Source organism: Streptomyces sp. NPDC058664, from assembly GCF_042716635.1.
In the GTDB taxonomy this organism is placed as follows: domain Bacteria; phylum Actinomycetota; class Actinomycetes; order Streptomycetales; family Streptomycetaceae; genus Streptomyces.
This window is the reverse complement of record NZ_JBHXRW010000193.1, coordinates 1-1,868: the sequence shown is the minus strand read 5'-3', so window position 1 is coordinate 1,868 and position 1,868 is coordinate 1. Positions and strand designations below refer to the sequence as shown.

Sequence of the window (1,868 nt, the reverse complement as noted above, 5' to 3'; positions counted from 1 at the left end):
GTGTATAAATGGGCACTCTCTGTGAAATTTGAAGCTTTGAAATTCCGAATGGCGCACTTATACACTCTGTCGAGTGAGTGCTAAAATGCTGAAGCATTTCCGTCAAGCGTGTGGAGGAATCTTGTAGAGAGATATAGCATAGATACCCGTATCTCTAGAGATATTTTGGTATATCCCTGCTATATCTATGGGGTATCTATGCTATATCTTTGGCTTCAAAAACGGCACCTGTTCTAAGAGCATAGAAACTCAACAGGCACAGCCTGTTTGACACCCTTTTTTTTAGGGTGGCACCGAGTTTCCTTATGCTCTTTTTCTCTGAAGCTAAACCTGTTTTATATGTCGTAGTCTTTTTATTGGGAGTGACCCCTTGCTGTACAATTTCCGGAGGTGCCGATAAGGGACGAATTTTCCCTTGTCGGTTGCCTTTGGGGATTGTAAGGGGTGGAGGCTCGGAATCAAAAGGAAACGAAATATCATTCCGAGTGTGCTTCTTTTTTCTGTTCTTGAATTCTATTATTTCCAATGTTAGAATTATGTTAACAACTTGTTAGGAGTGTGTTTGGATGGAAGAGAAAAAACAAATTGGACCTCGAATTACTGTTGAAACATTTAAAAAGCTAGAGTTATTAGCCGAACATTTTACAAAACACAATGAATTTGGAAGAGTTTCAAAAGATGCTGTAATTGAGTTTGCTATTAAGGAATTGTATAGGGACTATTTGGGAAAAGGACGCTAATTTTTGTTGAAAAACTGACTTCGGATTTGGGGTTCTTTATTATTAACTTGATTTTAATTAAACATTACAGGAAAAATTGAGGGGAAATGGATGGATAAACGCAATGGTGACGCGGTTTTCATAGCTCCAAATGATGTTGTAAAAGTGACCACTATGAATCACGTCATTGAAGTTCAGCATATGGAGAAGATGAACCGGAAAAATAATATCAAAAAATTGGACAAGGATAGGTTTGTAGACCTCTCTACTGGGGAGATCCGGGAGTTCGAGCATTCGGAAAATCGGCAGGAAAATTATAATTCTTTGAGACAAACCTTTAAGAAGCTGCGTTATTTGATAAATAACAATTTTATAGGACGGCCAAATGAATTACATATAACTTTGACATACAAGAAAAATATGACGGACACGAAAAAACTTTATAGTGATTTTCAAAATTTTATCGACAGGTTGCGTTATAAATACAAGAAAGAAAGTTCGATAGATTATTTATCGGTGGTAGAGCCACAAGGACGTGGAGCCTGGCATTGTCATGTTTTAATGCGCTTTAATGATTTGGATAAGATTTATATTAAAAATGCTGAATTAAGGAGTCTATGGGGTTTAGGATTTGTAACAATCAAGTCATTAAAGGATATAGACAACATAGGAGCCTATTTGAGCGCTTATTTGACTGATATAGACCTAGAAGATGTCCAAGACAGGGAAACAGCCTTAAAAGTGGCTTCAGAGGGCTGTGAGGTGCAAACAAAGATCGTAGAAGGTCGGGAAAAGAAATTTTTAAAAGGCGGACGGCTGCACATGTATCCTTCCGGAATGAATATGTATCGAAAATCAAAAGGGATTGTTAAGCCGGAACGGGAAGAAATGAAGTTCGGAGACATAAAAAAAGTAGTGGGTTCGGCAAAACCACACTACGAGAAAAGTTATCATGTCGAAAATGACAATTTTGAAAACACAATTTCGTTTCTCCAGTATAACACAAAACGTGATTTTTGAAGCAAAACGGTTCCTCTTTATGGAGCCGTTTTTTTTATTTCCCGAAGGGTTATTTGTCAGAATGACAAACCGATTTCGAGCCGGCGAGAACCCATTGTCACACCACGATTTAGGGGGTGTGTATAAATG

The 1,868-nt window shown here is 37.8% G+C and carries 2 protein-coding genes; both read left to right on the top strand.

Annotated features, from left to right (window positions below; all coding sequences use genetic code 11):
* Window positions 1-566: 566 nt before the first annotated feature.
* Window positions 567-740, top strand: a complete 174-nt coding sequence (locus ACFWUY_RS41450; protein WP_375839303.1) for a hypothetical protein — start codon at window positions 567-569, stop codon at window positions 738-740.
* Window positions 741-830: 90 nt separating this feature from the next.
* Window positions 831-1,739: a hypothetical protein gene (locus ACFWUY_RS41445; protein ID WP_375839305.1), complete on the top strand. Its 909-nt coding sequence runs from the start codon at window positions 831-833 to the stop codon at window positions 1,737-1,739.
* Window positions 1,740-1,868: the final 129 nt, after the last annotated feature.

Bases quoted from the DNA above. Each gene is read 5' to 3' on its own strand.
- ACFWUY_RS41450 (WP_375839303.1), top strand. From the start codon at position 567: ATGGAAGAGAAAAAACAAATTGGACCTCGAATTACTGTTGAAACATTT.
- ACFWUY_RS41445 (WP_375839305.1), top strand. From the start codon at position 831: ATGGATAAACGCAATGGTGACGCGGTTTTCATAGCTCCAAATGATGTT.